Raw genomic sequence first — 14,666 nt, forward strand, 5'->3', positions numbered from 1 at the left:
CGACGGAGCGTCCATGAGCGAGACTTCCTCCCCCTTCCTGGAGCTGGTCGGGGTCACCAAGCGGTTCGGTCCGTTCACTGCCGTCCGCGATGTGACCCTGTCGATCCGGGAAGGGGAGTTCTTCACGCTGGTCGGGCCGTCCGGGTCCGGCAAGACGACGATGATCCGCATGCTGGTCGGGATGGAACGCCCGACCAGCGGGGAGATCCGTCTGCAGGGTCGGGTGATGAACGACGTGCCGGCGAACCGCCGGCCAACCTGCATGGTGTTCCAGTCGCTGGCGCTGTTTCCGCACAAGTCCGTCGGCGAGAACATCGAATTCTCCCTCAAGATCGCCGGGGTCGATGCGCCGACCCGCCGGCGCCGTGCGGAGCAGCTTCTCGAACTCCTGCGACTGCCGCTTTCCTACTATGACAAGGGCGTCAACCAGTGCTCGGGCGGCGAGCGCCAGCGCATTGCGCTTGCCCGCGCGCTCGCCTTCGATCCGCAGATCCTGTTCTTCGACGAGCCCCTGTCCGCGCTCGACTTCCGGTTGCGCAAGACGCTCGAGAAGGAGCTGAAGGATCTTCACCGCGAGACCGGCAAGACCTTCGTCTACATCACCCATTCGCTGGAGGAGGCGATGGTGATGTCGGACCGCATCGGCATCATGAAGGATGGCCGCATCGTCCAGGTCGGCACGCCGCACGAGATCTACAACCGGCCGATCAACCGCTTCGTCGCCCAGTTCATGGGCGAGGTCAACATCGTCGAGGTCGTCTCGGACGGCAATGGCGGCGTCCGCGACGTTGTCGATGGCACCGCCTACAAGGTCGCGTCGATTCCGGAGGGGTTCGGCAAGGGCCATCTCGTGATCCGCCCGGAAGTGATGAAGATCGGCAGGAGTGCCATCGCGCTCCCCAACCGCATCACCGGCGTGCTGTTCAACGACTATGCGCTCGGCTCGCGCATCCAGTACCAGGTCCGCGCCGGGTCGGCGGAGACGCACTGGCTGGTCGAGCGCCTCCAGGACGAGCGCTACGAGGGCAAGGTCAATGACGAGGTCGTGATCGGCTGGCGCCCCGAGGACAGCATCCTTCTGAGCGAGTAGACGATGGCCGCAGAACGCTCAGGCGACCATGTGAGCTGGTACCGCCAGGCCGGCATGCTCTGCGCGATGCCGGTCACGATCTTCTTCATCGTCGGCTTCGTCGGGCCGCTGCTGATGGTGCTCGCCTATTCCTTCATGCCGCCGCGCTCCTTCTCGCTGTTCCAGGCGCCGACGCTGGCCAACTACAAGGCGATCATCGCCGACAGCTACTACATCTCCTTCCTCTGGTCGTTCGGGCTGGCCTGCGTCACCGTCATCCTGCTGTTCGCGATCTGCTATCCGATCGCCTATGGCATGACCAAGCTGTTCGGCCGCTGGGCCAACCTGATCACCGCGCTGATCGCCGTCCCGCTGCTGATCTCGGAGAACATCCGCCTGTTCGGTTGGGTGCTCGTGCTCGTCAAGCAGGGCGTGATCGACGGCGGGTTGCAGGCCCTGTTCGGAGTCGAACTGTCCGGCATGCTCTACACCGTGCCGGCGATCCTGCTCGGCCTCGTCTACGTCTACCTGCCGTTTATGCTGTTTCCGCTCGTCATCGGCCTGTCGATGGTTCCCGACAGCCTCAAGGAGGCAGCCTTCGATCTGGGCGCCAACCGCTGGCAAGTGTTCCGCGAGGTCGAGCTGCCGCTTGCGATGCCCGGCATACTGATCGGCGGGATCCTCACCTTCGTGCTGGCGCTGGGCTCGCTGGCCGAGGCCAAGATCCTCGGCGGCAAGGCGATCATCATGATCGTTGACGACATCGAGAACGCCTTCACCTTCGGACAGAACTGGCCCCGCGGCTCGGCCCTGTCGGTTCTGTTGATCGTCCTGTCGGGCCTGATCGTGCTGTTCCTGTTCCGGCGGATCGATCTCGACCGCATCATCGGCCGCAGGTGAGACCATGGCCCAGGAACTGTCCCGGTCGCAGCGACTGACCCGCACCCTGATCGTGCTGTGGACCGTCGCCGTTCTCGCCTTCCTTTATTTGCCGATGGCAGCCGTCGTCCTCGCGTCGTTCGCCAGGCAGCGCTACTTCCGTTTTCCCGTGAGCGACTGGACGACGGAATGGTACGTGCGGACCCTCGACTCCCTGTCAATCCGCGATCTGTTGTGGACATCGCTGACCGTGGCGGCGCTGGTCACCGTCTTCTCGGTGGTGCTGGCCTTCTTCAGCGCGCTCGCCTTCGCCCGCTACGACTGGCACGGCCGCAAGCTGTTCCAGCGTCTCGTGCTGCTGCCGGTGTTCTTCCCGCAGGCGGTGCTGGGGCTGGCGCTGCTCCTGTGGTTCTCGGCGCTCGGCATCACGCCGACCTGGAAGACGGCAGTGTTCGCTCACATGGTATGGATCGTGCCGATCGTCGTGCTGATCATGTCGATACAGGTCTACAGCTTCGATCCATCGCTCGAGGAAGCTGCCTTCGATCTCGGCGCCAGCCGCTGGCAGGTGCTGCGCGAGGTGACGCTGCCGATCCTGGCACCGGGGATCGTGTCAGGCGCCATCTTCGCCTTTCTGCTGTCGTGGGGGAATTTCCCGCTGTCGCTGTTCACCACGGGCGCGGATTCGACCGTCCCCGAATGGCTCTATGCCAAGATGGTGTCCGGCTACACGCCGCAAGTGCCTGCGCTCGGGTCGCTGACCATGTCGGGCGCCGCGGTGCTGTTGATCCTGGCCTATCTGTCCTGGCTGACGCTCACCGCACGGCGCCGCCGCCTGCGCACCTGACCGGCCGCGTCCCGCAACCCACAGTCAATCAAGGAGGAACCCCATGCTGACATCCATCGCCGGGAAATCGGTTATCGTCACCGGTGCCAGCAAGGGCATCGGTCGGGGGATCGCCAGGGTCTTCGCCAACCAGGGCGCCAAGGTGCTGGTGGTGGCGCGCGACGGCGCGGCAGCGGGCAAGGTCGCCGCCGAGATCGGCAACGGCGCCAAGGGCTTCTCGGCCGACGTCGCCGACTGGGACAGTGCGCAAGCAATGGCGAAGGCCGCCGCCGATGCCTTCGGCGGCATCGACATCCTCTGCGCCAATGCCGGCATCTATCCGCAGACCAGGCTCGAGGAGATGGACCCGTCCGAGTGGGACCAGGTGATGGCGACCAACCTGAAGGGCAACTTCCTGAGCGTGAAGGCCTGCCTGCCTTGGCTCAAGCAGTCGGGTGAGGGCCGCGTCATCCTCACCTCGTCGATCACCGGGCCGGTGACCGGATTCCCCGGCTGGTCGCACTACGGCGCTTCCAAGTCCGGTCAGCTCGGCTTCATGCGCACCGCCTGCATCGAGCTCGCCAAGTACGGTATCACGGTCAATGCCGTGCTCCCCGGCAACATCATCACCGAGGGGCTGGAGGGCCTCGGCGAGGACTACCTGAAGACAATGGCCGCCTCGATCCCGCTCAAGAAGCTCGGTCGTGTCGAGGACATCGGCCATGCGGCGCTGTTCCTCGCCTCGCGCGAGGCCGGCTACATCACCGGTCAGACCATCATCGTCGACGGCGGCCAGATCCTCCCCGAATCGCTGGAGGCGATCGAACAGGCCTGACGGTTGCCCGCCTTGACGTCATCCCGGACGGTCGCAAGGCCGGCCTCCTCCCCCGCCGGCAAGCAGCATCCTTGCCGCGCCATCCCCGACGGCGGTGCCGTTCCGCGACCGGCAGAGCAGGATTCTGGACCGGAGGCGTGCCCCGATCCCGGTCTTGTGACCGGATCAGGGAGGACAGGCGATTCGGCAGGGCGCCCGCTACCTGGCGTGCAGCCGTTCGCGGACCCGGCGCGGCGAAACGCCGGTCCAGCGGCGCATCGCGCGGGAGAACGCCGAAAGTTCGGAATAGCCGAGCAGCAGCGCGATCTCGGTCAGCGGCAGGTGGCGCTGGCCAAGATAGGCCATCGCCAGATCCCGCCGTGTCGCCTCGACAAGTTCCTTGAACTGGATGCCCTGCGCCGCCAGAGCCCGCTGGATCGAGGATGTCGACACCCGCAGGTCAGCGGCGATGGCCTCGATGGTCGGATAGCCTCGCGGCAGCCGGCTGCGCACGGCATTGCGCACCGAATCGAGAAGATCGAGCGGACGATCCCCGACCTGCGACAGTTCGATCAGGCATGAACGCATGATCGTCATCAGCGTGAGATCGCAGCCCGGCATCGGCCGCGACAGGATGTCGGGCCGGAACACGAGGGCATTGGTCGGCTGGGCAAAGAAGACCGGCGCACCGAAGGCCCGTTCGTGCTCGTCGGAATCGATCGGCTCGGGGTGCTCGAAATGCACCTCCTCCGGCGCCCAGCCCGGCCCGCAGCACTCGCGCACCACGTTGAGGAACATGCCGAGCGACAGTTCCGCATCCTGGCGTCGCGACAGGATGCCGGGGGCCTCGATCTGGTACTCAAGCCGCACCAGTCCGTCGTGCCCCTCGATCAGACGCATCGTCGAGGAATCCTGGTGATACCTGAACAGCCCCACCAGGTTCTCGAGGCCGGCGCCGAGGGTCGGTGCGGAGATCGCCGCATAGCCCCACAGACCGAGATCGCGCGGCTTGAACTGGTTGCCGAACCACAGACCGAAATTGTCGTGGCGGGTGCGCCGCGAGGCTTCCTCGAACAGCGTGCAGAAATCGGCGAGCCGTAGCTTCAGCGTCGTCGCACCGGCCAGTTCCGGCGCAATCCCGGCATTGCCGAAGATCTGATCGACATCGCCGCCGCACCTCTCGATGAATTCGACGATGCCCGTCGCCGCCGCGGCGATGATGCGGGGCTGCGCGCTGTCCGCGCGGACCGGGGAGACAGCTGTGATGGCATCGCGGAGGCCCATCGACTCCCTTCGCCTCACAAACGGGCATCTGGCTCCAGTGCCTGAAATCTCAGCATTGCATAGGCGCGACCCGCGGATCAAGCTCTCGACACACCCGGCGCGCCGCTGCCGGCGACGATCACCTGCACATCCGCCCTGGCCAGCGCCGCCGCCAGAGCCCCCCGCGGCGTCTGATCGGTGACGAGCGTCGTCAGCCGGCTCCAGGGTCCATAGACCGTGAGCGACGGCCGCTCGAACTTGGAGTGGTCGGCCAGCACGCAGGTCGCCGCCGCGCGCCGCATCATCGCCCCGTAGACGGCCGCCGGCGCGATCCCGGCATCGTTCGGCCCCTCCTCGGTCAAACCGGAGGCGCCCAGGAAGGCGCGATTGGCCCGGAACCGGTTCAGTGCGTCGAGGGTATCGGCGCCGTGGATCAGCCCCTCCCGGCCATCATACAGACCCGGCAGCATCAGAACCTTGATCAGCGGATTGGCCGACAGCGTCATCGCGATGCTGAAGGCATGGGTGATGACGGTCAACGGCAGCGGCTCGGTGGCGAGCCTGCGGGCGAAATGCAGGGTTGTCGCCCCTCCGCCGATCATCAGGATATCGTTGCGCCCGACCAGCGCCACCGCGGCCTCGGCGATGCGCTCCCGTTCCTCGACCATCAGCGCCTGGCGCTCGGCCAGCGCGGGCTCGTAGGTGATGGGGCTGACCGCACCGCCATAGGTGCGGCTGATGAGCCCCTTCTGATCGAGTTCGGCGAGATCGCGCCGGATCGTCTCGCGCGACACCCCCAGGCGTTCGGCAAGGTCGCTGACCCGCATCGCCGGCGCGGCCCGCAGCTCCGCGACGATCCTGTCATGTCGCTCCGCCTTCGACACCCTGCCACCTCCCCGAGCCTTCCCGATCCGCACCGTCCGGCACGAATCCGTTCCACGAAGCCCCGGCCCGCCACCGCTATGGCTCCGTCATGGTGCGGTCATCATCTGCCGCGACAACAAACTTGGCAAGCCGGTCAGCACGGATTGCCATTCGACACACGCACCGCCTCATTGCAGCTCAACTAGACACAGCGGACGCCCGCTTTACAACATATTTGTGTGGTGATACGGTCAATCTTGTTGGACATTCGGTCGAGGATTGCTCATGTTCGACTACGGCCTGTTCCGGTTCGCCTCCAAGGAGGATCTGATCGAGAAGTCGATCCGCTACTGGAACCCCGACAAGACCCGGTTCTGGCAGGGCGTCGGCGTCGATCTGGTGATCGACCGACGCGAGGGCTACTGCCTCTATGACATGAGCGGCCGTCGCCTGATCGACCTGCACCTCAACGGCGGAACCTACAATTTCGGCCACCGCCATCCGGAGCTTGTCGAGACGCTGAAGAGCGCGCTCGACTATTTCGACATGGGCAACCACTGGTTCCCATCCGTCGCCCGCGCTGCCCTGTCCGAGAAGCTGATCGCCGGCGCGCCGGGGCTCAGCTTCGCCGTGTTCGGGGCCGGTGGCGCCGAGGCGGTCGAGATCGCCCTGAAGAGTGCCCGCTATGCCACCAAGCGGCGCAAGATCGTTTCGATCATCAAGGCGTATCATGGTCATTCTGGCCTGTCGGTTGCCACAGGAGATGACCGATTCTCCAAGATCTTCCTCGCCGACAATCCCGACGAGTTCATCCGCGTCCCGTTCAACGACGTCGATGCGCTGGCGCGGGCGCTGGCCGGCAACGACGTTGCAGCGCTGATCATGGAAACCATCCCTGCGACATACGGCTTCCCGATGCCGAAGGACGGCTATCTGGCCGCCTGCCGCGACCTGTGCACCCGGCATGGGACGATCTACATCGCCGACGAGGTGCAAACAGGCCTCCGGCGTACCGGCGAGCTTTGGGGTTGGCAGACCTACGGGATCCAGCCCGACATCTTCGTCACGGCCAAGGGGCTTGGTGGTGGCCTCTATCCGATCTCGGCGGCGGTGGTGAATGAACGGGCCGGCGGCTGGCTCAACGAGGACGGCGCCGCGCACATCTCGACGTCCGGAGGCGCCGAGCTCGGCTGCATCCTTGCCCACAAGGTGCTCGAGATGCTGGAGCGGCCCGAGGTCATCGCCAACGTCAAGGCGGTCACCGAATTCTTTCGCGACGGCATGGCCCGGATGATGCGCCGGCACGGCGACATCTTCGTCGGCGTGCGCCAGAAGGGGGTCGTCCTCGGCCTTGAGTTCGACCATCCCGAAGGTGCGGTGTTCGTCTCCCGCGCGCTCTACGAACACGGCATCTGGGCGATCTTTTCCTCGCTCGACAAGCGCGTTCTGCAGTTCAAGCCCGGCGTGCTGCTGTCGCAGGAAATGTGCCAGGAGATCCTCGACCGCTTCGACGCGGCGATGCCGCGAGCGCGCGAACTGATGCATTCGGCCAGGAAGGCAGCCTGAGGACCCACCGATGAGCGTCACGGAAGATCGCCCCCGCATGCAGGTGCCCGACGCCGCGCTGGAGCGCGGCCGGCTGATGCTCGAGCGCGCCCGCTGGGCCGCCGCCAAGCTTGCGAAGATGGATCGTCCGGCGGTGATGACGGCGGTCGATGCCGCCGCTGCGGCCGGGCATGCCCGCGCCCGCGAGTTTGCCGAGCGCGCCGTCGCCGAGACCGGCTACGGCGTCGTTGCCCACAAGGTTCTCAAGAACGAAGCCTGCTCTAAGGGTATCGTCGATCTCTACCGGAGCGAGGATTTCGTCTCCCCCCGCATCGATCCGGCCCGCAAGATGGTCGAGCTGCCGCGCCCGGCCGGTGTCATCTTCGCGCTGGTCCCGGTCACCAATCCGGTCGCGACGGTGTTCTTCAAGTGCCTGCTCGCGCTGATGACGCGCAACGCGATCATCATCAGCCCGCATCCGGCCGCCAGACGGGTCTGCGCGGAGGCCGCGAAGGCGCTTGCCGCCGCAGCAACCGCGGCCGGTGCACCCGACGGGGCGATCCAGGTGATCGAGGAACCGACGATCCCGTTGATCGAGAGCCTGATGTCGGACGACCGCGTCGACCTGATCGTCGCCACCGGAGGTCCTGCCGTCGTCAAGGCGGCCTATCGCTCCGGCAACCCGGCTCTGGGCGTCGGCCCGGGCAATGCGCCGGTGCTGGTCGACGATACGGCTGACGTCGCGGCCGCAGCGCGGCGGATCGTCGAGTCGAAGTCCTTCGACAACTCGATCCTCTGCACCAATGAGTCCACCGTTCTGGCCTACGAGGCCGTTGCCGACCGTCTTCTCGCCGAATTCAGGAAGGCCGGCGCCCATGTCTGCACGACCGAGGAATCGGCGAGGCTGCGGTCCCTGCTGTTTCACGAGGACGGCTTCAACGTCGACGTGATCGGCAAGGATGCCGCCTGGATCGCCGAGAAGGCCGGTTTCCGCGCACCAGGCGCGCGTATCCTGGTCACACCGGTCGCGCTCGTTCAGCCGGAGGAGAAGCTCGTCCGCGAGAAGCTCTGCCCGGTGCTCGCCTTCGCTCGCGTCGGCGGCCTCGATCAGGCGATCGCGGCTGCCCGCTCGATGATGCGACGCGCCGGACGTGGCCATTCCGCAGTCGTCCACTCGACCAATGAGACAACGATCCTCGCCTTCGCAGCCGCCGTTCCGGCGCTCCGCGTGGTGGTCAATGTCGGCTGCTCGCTCGGCGCGGCAGGCTTCGACACCCATCTCGGCCCGTCGATGACCATCGGCACCGGCTTCGTCGGCGGCTCTTCGATCGGCGACAACCTGACCCCGCAGCATTTCGTGCAGTTCGCGCGGATCGCCTACAACAGATCCGAAGCGGTGCCGTTCGGCCGCTTCGAGGGGCTCGATCCACTGCGGCTCGACGATCTCCCGCCCGCTGCCCCGCATCCGGCCGTCCCGCAGCTTGCCGCGATCGCCGGTGGCCAGATCCCGGCCGACGCGCTGCGCGCCGAACTGCGCCGGCTGATCCTCGAAGAGCTCAACGCGGTGCTGGCCGCGTAGGAGGCTGACACACCATGGCCACGCTGCGCTCTTCCATCTTCATCGACCAGCTGCAGCCGCAGACCATGTGCTATCTCGGCACCTGGATCCGCGGCTCGCTGCCGCGCACCAATATGGCCGCGCAGATCATAGAGGTCGCGCCGGGCCTCGACATCGAGCCTCTGACCGATACGGCCCTGAAGGAGGCCGAGGTACGTGGCGGCATTCTCGTTGTTGAGCGGCAGTTCGGGTACCTCGAGTTTCATTCCCGCTCGACCGCCGCCGTCAAGGCTGCCGCACAGGCGGTGCTGCGGGCGCTCGGGCTGAGCGAAACTGATGCGATCCGCCCGAAGATCCTGGCCTCCAAGATCGTCACCCGCATCGACCCGATGCATGCCTTCCTCATCAACCGCAACAAGGGCGGCTCGATGATCCTCGGTGGCGAGACGCTGTTCGTTCTGGAGACCGAGCCGGCCGCCTATGCCATCCTCGCTGCGAACGAGGCCGAGAAAGCCGCCAACATCAAGATCGTCGACTACCGGATGATCGGCGCGACCGGGCGGGTCTACCTGTCCGGGTCCGAGGCCGAAGTCCGGGCTGCCGCGACCGCCGCAGAGACCGCGCTGGAGCTGGTGGCATGAAGGAGAGCGAGCTGCGCGCCATGATCCGCGAGGTGCTGGGCGAGCTGCTCAAGGCGCGTCGCCCCCTGCAAGCTGCGATCGCACCCGTCGTCGAACCGGTGCAGATCGCCAGCGACGCCGATCTCGCCGCCTTCGTTGCCCGGCTGATCGGCCGCCTCGATGATCCGGCGAGCGGCGCCGCCTTGCGCGCCGGTCATCATCGTTTCACGCTCGCCAGACCTGTCCCGGCCGCCGGTCCCGTCAGCGCCGATGCACCCGTCGCGGCAGGCAGCGCCAACATGGTGCTGGCCGGGACTGTGACCGAGGCGCGGATCGCGAAGCTCGAGCCGGGAACGCGTGTAATGCTCGCGCCCGGCGCCGTCATGACCCCGCTGGCGCGCGACAAGGCCCGCGCCAGGGGTGTCGTCATCGAGAGGAGACGCTGATGCTGCGCGCAACCGTCACCGGCCGCATCTGGTCGACAAAGCGGCTCAAGGAAGTCCCCGCCGGATCGATTCTCGAGGTGGTCGTCGACGGAAGTTCGACCCGTCTTCTCGCCTTCGATCCGCTCGGCTGCGGCGAGGGTGAGAGCGTCATCGTCGCGACCGGATCGGTCGCCGCCGCCTGGTTTCCGGGCGAGGCGCCGCCGATCGACGCGCTGATCATCGGATCGATCGACGAAGCCGCCTCCGCCCGCACGGGCAAGTGATACCGTCTCACGGACACAAGGGAGAAACCATCATGTCCAGCAATGCCATCGGAATGATCGAGACCAAGGGCTACGTGGCCGCGCTGGCCGCCGCCGACGCCATGGTGAAGGCTGCCAACGTCTCCATCATCGGCCGCGAGGAAGTCGGCGACGGTCTTGTCGCCGTAATCATCAACGGCGATGTCGGCGCGGTGAAGGCGGCGACCGAAGCCGGTGCGGAAGTCGCGGGCCAGGTCGGCACGCTTGTGTCCGTCCACGTCATTCCGCGCCCGCACGCCGACGTCTCCAAGCACTTCACCGCCGGCGGCGGCGCGAAGTAGCGGACGGATCATGGCCCGGACCGCGCAGAAGGCGGCCGCTGCGACCAGCTCGCCGGCAGCGAAGGGCGAATTGCGGGTCTATCTGATGGTCGAGGACCTTCAGCCGCAGTTCGCCGCCTACATGGGCTCGCCGACGCGTGCCCGCGGCTATCCGCCGCTGGCAGGCCAGCACGCTCTCATCATCGAGGTCGCGCCCGGCCTGATGATCGAGCGGGTGACTGATATCGCCCTGAAATCCGATCCGGACCTCGAACCGGGCATCCTGTTCGTCGAGCGTCAGTTCGGCATCCTGGAGATCCACGGCGACGACAGGTCGGCGCTCGAACGGGCCGGCCGCGCGGTGCTGAAGGGGATCGGCCTCACCGAGGGCGACCAGCTGCGCCCGCGGATCCTGTACAGCGACGTGATCGAGGACATCGCCGACCAGCATGCGGTGATCATCAACCGTACGCGTCAGGCGTCGATGGTGATGCCCGGCGAGACCCTGCTGATCTGCGAGATGGTGCCGGCGCTCTATGCCGCCATCGCCGCCAACGAGGCAGAACGGCTGGCGCCCGGGCTGACGCTCGTCGACGTGCAGATGATCGGCGCGGCAGGACGCATCTATCTGTCGGGACGGTCTGCCGATGTCGCTAAGGCGCGTGCGGGCATCGAGGCCGTGCTCGCCTCGATCGGCGGACGGGACGCCTGACCCGCCGCCGATGACGTGCTCGTCAGACCGGCAGCCGTGAGCCCGGCCGCGCGGCCTGTCAATTGCCGCTCCGCTGAGGTCAAGTCGCTGCTGCGGACGGTTGCTAGCCTCGCCAGGATCGACTACGGCAGGTCGTCATGACTGAGGTCCATCCCGACACCCACGGCTTCGACAGCCTTCCGCACGCGCGCCAGCTCGACTGCCTCGCCGAGCTCGCGCGAACGGCGACGGCGAACTATCCCATTCCCGCCGATGTCTCCGTCACGCTCGTCAACCTGTCCGAGAACGCGACCTACAAGGTGGAGCACGCGGCGACCGGCCGGCGCTGGGCCCTGAGGGTCCACCGCGACGGCTATCATTCCGACACGGCGATCGCGTCGGAACTCGCCTGGCTGATCGACTTGCGCCAGTCCGGCGTGGTGACGACGCCAGTCCCGGTTCCGGGCCATGACGGTGAGCTGATCCAGAAGGTTGGCCACCCGGCGATGGCTCGCCCGCGCAATGTCGTGCTGTTCAACTGGGAATCGGGCGCCGAACCCGGCGTCAACGAGGATCTGCGCAAGCCCTTCGAGGTGCTGGGCGAGGTGACGGCGCGCATGCACCGTCACGTCCGCACCTGGCGGCGACCAGCCTGGTTCGAACGGCTGACCTGGGACTTCGAGACGAGCCTCGGCGAGCGGCCGCACTGGGGCCGCTGGCGCGACGGCATGGGCATGGACGACAAGAAGCTCGACATCTTCGCCCATACTGTCGAACTGATCGGCCACCGCCTCGCCGCCTTCGGCAAGTCGGAGGACCGCTTCGGCCTGATCCACTGTGACCTGCGCCTCGCCAACCTGCTGGTCGACGGATCCGAGGTGAAGGTCATCGATTTCGATGACTGCGGATTTTCCTGGCTGATGTACGACGCTGCGACGCCAGTGTCGTTCTATGAGCACCTGCCCGAAGTGCCCGACCTGGTGCGTCACTGGCTCGTCGGCTACCGCAGGGTGATCGACCTGCCGCAGGCCGACGAGGACGAGATCGGCACCTTCATCATGCTGCGCCGGCTGCTGCTCGTGGCCTGGATCGGCAGTCACTCGGAGACCGAGCTCGCCCAGTCGATGGGCGTCGATTATACCGAGGGCACGGTGCCGCTCTGCCGGACCTACCTGAAGAATTTCGGTTAGCTCGTCGCCCGCCGCGCCGCGACCCTCGGCGCCATCACGCACAGCAGTTCGAACATGATCGAGACACCGAGCCAGGCGGTGGCGCCGCTCGGATCGAAGGGCGGCGAGACCTCGACGAGATCGGCACCGATGATGTTCACCCCGTCGAGCGCGCGCACCACCTGCAAGGCCTCGAACGAGTTCGGGCCGCCGACCTCCGGCGTTCCCGTCCCCGGTGCAAAGGCCGGATCGACGAAATCGATGTCGTAGGAGACGTAGGTCGGACCGGTTCCGGCGATCTCGCGCGCCTCAACCATCACGTCGGCGACACCGCGCCTGAAATACTCCTCGATCGGAATGACCCGAATGCCGACCGACCTGGCAAAGTCGCGATCCTCCGTATCGTAGGTGGTGCCGCGGATGCCGATCATCACCACGCGTTTCGGATCGAGCAGGCCCTCCTCCACCGCCCGCCGGAACGGCGTGCCATGTGTGTACCTGCAGCCATCGAAATAGCTGTGGAACAGATCGGTGTGGCTGTCGAAATGGATCATGCCGATCGGCCCGTCAGCGGCCAGCGCGCGCAGGATCGGCAGCGTGCACAGATGATCCCCGCCGGCTGTCAGGGGCACGATCCCGGCGTCCCGCACGCGCCGAAAATAGCGGGTGAAGCGCTCCAGGCTGTCGGCGACGTCGGCCGGGTTCGGGCCGACATCACCGAGATCGGCGCAGTTGACCATGTCGAAAGGCCGTACCCCGGTCGCCCCGTTGGCGGCGCGGATCATGGTCGACAGGTCGCGCAGCTGGCGCGGGCCGTGACGCGGTCCCGGCCGATTGGTGGTGCCGCCATCCCAGGGCGCCCCGATGATGCCGATCGCGACCTCGCGAATGCGCGGATCGTCGAGCGGCACATGCGGCAGCCGCATGAAGGTCGGCACGCCCGCGAAGCGCGGCAGATCGAAGCCCGACACCGGCCGATAGAACGGATCGCTCAAGCTGCGCCTCCCGAATCCGGTGATCTCGATGCCGGAACGGGTAGCATTCCTCCGACCGGGCAGGAAGCGCAAGGCGACGTCGCAGGCATGCCGACCTCGTTGACACAGGGCGGTGGATCCGGGACGGCGACAGCGGGTTCGCCGCGCTGCCCCACTGGGCAGTCCGGCCGAATTCGGCTACCCCCTGTCGCAGCAAACCGATCCCACGGCCAGGCCCTTCCGGTTGGGTAGCGGCCGGTGGCCACCCCAAATGAGGAGTAGAACCGATATGTCCACCAAGACGCGTTTCCGCCCGGAGCGGGTCGACTTCAGCCGCTTCTCGCCGAAGCACTTCAAGTGGGAACTCGACGACGGCGTTGCAACGATCACACTCAACCGGCCGGAGCGCAAGAATCCGCTGACCTTCGAATCATACGCCGAACTGCGCGATACCTTTCACGACTTGAGACACGCTCCCGACGTCAAGGTCGTCGTCATCACCGGCGCCGGCGGCAACTTCTGCTCGGGCGGCGACGTCCACGAGATCATCGGGCCGCTCGTCGAGATGCAGCTCGCCGGCGACATGGACGGGCTGCTTGCCTTCACCCGCATGACCGGCGATCTCGTCAAGGAGATGCGCACCTGTCCGCAGCCGATCATCGCGGCGATCGACGGCGTATGCGCCGGGGCCGGGGCCATCATCGCGATGGCCTCCGACATGCGCATCGGCACGCCCGACTCGAAGGTGGCCTTCCTGTTCGTGCGGGTCGGACTCGCCGGCGCCGACATGGGAGCCTGCAATATCCTGCCGCGCATCATCGGCGCTGGCCGCGCCTCGGAACTTCTCTATACGGGCCGTGCGATCGATGGCGCCGAGGCAGAACGCTGGGGCTTCTACAATCGCCTCGCCCCCTCCGAAACCGTCCTCGAGGAAGCGCGGACCCTCGCCCGCAGTCTCCGCACCGGCCCGACCTTTGCCCACGCCATGACCAAGAAGTGCATCCACCAGGAGTGGAGCATGGGTATCGACGAGGCGATCGAAGCGGAGGCGCAGGCCCAGGCCATCTGCATGCAGACCAAGGACTACGAACGTGCCTATCGTGCCTTCGTGGCCAAGCAGCGTCCGGTCTTCGAGGGCAATTGAGGTTCGGGACAAACCCGACGCTCATGACGGGGGAGCGTCCCACCGAATGCCTGCAAGATTGCCGCCGCGACCTCACGCGGCGGCTCTGCTTCCGGCTGGATGAGAAACGGGGTTGTAACACTTCCACTCATCGGTGCGATCCTCGGCTTGTAACACTTCCACTCATCGGTGCGATCCTCGGCTAAGGTGAAGCACCGGTTGCTGGGAGAGGGTCGCCGCAGCGTGGTCGGGGGTTGTTCCCT

General features: G+C 66.5%; 16 protein-coding genes. 13 read left to right on the forward strand and 3 right to left on the reverse strand.

The window, feature by feature from the left end:
• Positions 1–13: 13 nt before the first annotated feature.
• The 4 genes from EDC22_RS10580 to fabG are packed head-to-tail and all read left to right on the forward strand — an operon-like array spanning position 14 to position 3,609.
• On the forward strand, positions 14–1,090 hold the full coding sequence (locus EDC22_RS10580) for an ABC transporter ATP-binding protein (RefSeq protein WP_132806603.1): 1,077 nt from the start codon (positions 14–16) through the stop codon (positions 1,088–1,090).
• A gap of 3 nt (positions 1,091–1,093) precedes the next feature.
• Positions 1,094–1,969 carry an ABC transporter permease gene (locus EDC22_RS10585; RefSeq protein WP_132806604.1) on the forward strand — a complete coding sequence of 292 codons (876 nt, stop codon included), beginning with the start codon at positions 1,094–1,096 and terminating at the stop codon, positions 1,967–1,969.
• 4 nt (positions 1,970–1,973) lie between these two features.
• Positions 1,974–2,795: an ABC transporter permease gene (locus EDC22_RS10590; RefSeq protein WP_132806605.1), complete on the forward strand. Its 822-nt coding sequence runs from the start codon at positions 1,974–1,976 to the stop codon at positions 2,793–2,795.
• 43 nt (positions 2,796–2,838) lie between these two features.
• Positions 2,839–3,609 carry a 3-oxoacyl-ACP reductase FabG gene (gene fabG, locus EDC22_RS10595; RefSeq protein WP_132806606.1) on the forward strand — a complete coding sequence of 257 codons (771 nt, stop codon included), beginning with the start codon at positions 2,839–2,841 and terminating at the stop codon, positions 3,607–3,609.
• A gap of 198 nt (positions 3,610–3,807) precedes the next feature.
• Here the strand turns inward: fabG and qhpR are convergent, their stop codons facing one another.
• A complete protein-coding gene (qhpR, locus tag EDC22_RS10605; protein ID WP_132806607.1) occupies positions 3,808–4,872 on the reverse strand; it encodes an AraC-like transcriptional regulator QhpR in 1,065 nt (354 codons plus the stop codon).
• 77 nt (positions 4,873–4,949) lie between these two features.
• Entirely contained in the window at positions 4,950–5,735 is a 786-nt protein-coding gene (locus tag EDC22_RS10610; RefSeq protein WP_245499718.1) for a DeoR/GlpR family DNA-binding transcription regulator, read from the reverse strand.
• A gap of 265 nt (positions 5,736–6,000) precedes the next feature.
• Between EDC22_RS10610 and EDC22_RS10615 the strand changes: the two genes are divergently transcribed.
• The 8 genes from EDC22_RS10615 (at position 6,001) to EDC22_RS10650 (ending at position 12,327) form a co-directional block, all read left to right on the forward strand.
• Positions 6,001–7,281 carry a class-III pyridoxal-phosphate-dependent aminotransferase gene (locus EDC22_RS10615; RefSeq protein WP_132806608.1) on the forward strand — a complete coding sequence of 427 codons (1,281 nt, stop codon included), beginning with the start codon at positions 6,001–6,003 and terminating at the stop codon, positions 7,279–7,281.
• 10 nt (positions 7,282–7,291) lie between these two features.
• The gene (locus tag EDC22_RS10620) at positions 7,292–8,839 is read left to right on the forward strand and encodes an aldehyde dehydrogenase family protein (RefSeq protein WP_132806609.1); all 1,548 of its coding nucleotides are present in this window, start codon (positions 7,292–7,294) and stop codon (positions 8,837–8,839) included.
• A 14-nt stretch (positions 8,840–8,853) separates the two neighbouring features.
• On the forward strand, positions 8,854–9,459 hold the full coding sequence (locus tag EDC22_RS10625) for a BMC domain-containing protein (RefSeq protein WP_132806610.1): 606 nt from the start codon (positions 8,854–8,856) through the stop codon (positions 9,457–9,459).
• Positions 9,456–9,884, forward strand: a complete 429-nt coding sequence (locus EDC22_RS10630) for a hypothetical protein (RefSeq protein WP_132806611.1) — start codon at positions 9,456–9,458, stop codon at positions 9,882–9,884. The genes EDC22_RS10625 and EDC22_RS10630 overlap by 4 nt, the downstream gene beginning before the upstream one ends.
• Positions 9,884–10,147, forward strand: a complete 264-nt coding sequence (locus EDC22_RS10635) for a EutN/CcmL family microcompartment protein (protein ID WP_132806612.1) — start codon at positions 9,884–9,886, stop codon at positions 10,145–10,147. Before EDC22_RS10630 ends, EDC22_RS10635 begins: the two co-directional genes overlap by 1 nt.
• 32 nt (positions 10,148–10,179) lie before the next feature.
• Positions 10,180–10,467, forward strand: coding sequence for a BMC domain-containing protein (locus EDC22_RS10640; RefSeq protein ID WP_132806613.1), 288 nt, complete (start codon positions 10,180–10,182; stop codon positions 10,465–10,467).
• A gap of 10 nt (positions 10,468–10,477) precedes the next feature.
• A complete protein-coding gene (locus EDC22_RS10645) occupies positions 10,478–11,158 on the forward strand; it encodes a microcompartment protein (protein ID WP_132806614.1) in 681 nt (226 codons plus the stop codon).
• Positions 11,159–11,295: 137 nt separating this feature from the next.
• Positions 11,296–12,327, forward strand: a complete 1,032-nt coding sequence (locus EDC22_RS10650) for a phosphotransferase enzyme family protein (RefSeq protein ID WP_132806615.1) — start codon at positions 11,296–11,298, stop codon at positions 12,325–12,327.
• On the opposite strand, the gene EDC22_RS10655 is transcribed toward EDC22_RS10650, so the two are convergent.
• Complete coding sequence (locus EDC22_RS10655; RefSeq protein ID WP_132806616.1) at positions 12,324–13,301, reverse strand: agmatinase; 978 nt, start codon at positions 13,299–13,301, stop codon at positions 12,324–12,326. The two genes, EDC22_RS10650 and EDC22_RS10655, sit on opposite strands and share 4 nt — an antisense overlap.
• A gap of 268 nt (positions 13,302–13,569) precedes the next feature.
• On the opposite strand from EDC22_RS10655, the gene EDC22_RS10660 reads away from it, so the two are divergent.
• Positions 13,570–14,424, forward strand: a complete 855-nt coding sequence (locus tag EDC22_RS10660) for an enoyl-CoA hydratase family protein (RefSeq protein ID WP_132806617.1) — start codon at positions 13,570–13,572, stop codon at positions 14,422–14,424.
• Positions 14,425–14,666 lie beyond the last annotated feature (242 nt).

It is taken from the genome of Tepidamorphus gemmatus, assembly GCF_004346195.1.
Classification (GTDB): Bacteria; Pseudomonadota; Alphaproteobacteria; order Rhizobiales; family Tepidamorphaceae; genus Tepidamorphus; species Tepidamorphus gemmatus.